At 62.2% G+C, this 1,123-nt stretch carries 1 protein-coding gene; it reads right to left on the reverse strand.

The genetic code is table 11. From position 1 onward, the window contains the following. On the reverse strand, positions 1 to 1,123 hold a 1,123-nt coding region (locus CSQ89_RS21600), incomplete at both ends, for an IS4 family transposase (RefSeq protein ID WP_099407992.1).

Raw genomic sequence — 1,123 nt, forward strand, 5'->3', positions numbered from 1 at the left:
ACACGGGGGCATTCGCGCCCCCGTCGTTGTTTGGACAGCAATTGGTCACCCAACCGTTCGCGCAGACGCCGCAGGCGCGCCGGCAACGTACCCGGGCTGCTGGTCGCCATCCAGCTCCATTCGTAGCGCAAGTAGTGCAGCGCTACGGTGAAGCTCAGCTCGGTCGGCATCACCCCCACCTCACTCGCAACTTCCGCCATCTCCAGCCGCACCAGGTTGTAGGCCAGGAGTGCGCCCCACATTTCCTGTCGTACGGTCTGTGGGGTGCCGCTACGCAACGTCAGTGCGTCACCAAGCATGTCCTGTTTGAGTTCCCGGTAGCTGGTTTCAATCCGCCATCGCGCCTGATACTGCTCGGCGATCTCCTTGGCCGGCCAATGCCGGGTATCGAGCATCGAGGTCAGCAGAATACGTCGCTGACCATGGCGTGACACTGTCTCGATCGCCCGCGCCTCCCAGTACATCGGCAGGGCTGGGTTCGCCTCGCGCGCCTGCGGGGAGACTTTCATGCGGACCCGGTAGTCGGAGGGCTGGGGATCGAGCCGCTCCCATTGGCTGTTGCGCTTGGCAGGAATCAACCAATGGCGCTCGGTCCCTCCCTGCTGGAGCTGCAATAACAGCTCGGCGCTGAAGAAGCCCTTGTCGAAGACCGTCAACGAGTGATCTGGAACGGACCGCAGCAACGCTTGGGCATAACGCATCTCGTTCTTGCCGTATTCGCCAAACACGGTCTCGCGCACCAGATGCGTACTCAGCGAGGTCAAGGTCAGTAGCCGCAACTGCGGATAGTTGGCGACCGCGCCAGAGGCATAGTTTTGAGCACCAAAATGCTGGCGATTGTCTGGCGTGTCTGATGTGCGCAAGGTGCTGCCATCAATGGCATAGCGAGCCAGACCACGCCAGCGCCGCCCCGGTTTCGACAGGTGGCGGTCGTCCCAACTGAGAGCGCACAGGGCGAAGAGTTGTGCCAAGGGTTCCTGGCCAAGCCGCTGTCGTGCCTGGGTTAAGGCGCTCTTGGCGAGGTCGGGGATCACCTCGTCAGGCAGCGCCAGATCCAGATGCGCTACCACCTGGGGGATAGATTCATGCCGGTACATTGCCAGTGCGATGACCAGCCAGACGA

Source organism: Chitinimonas sp. BJB300, assembly GCF_002735695.1.
GTDB lineage: Bacteria > Pseudomonadota > Gammaproteobacteria > Burkholderiales > Chitinimonadaceae > Chitinimonas.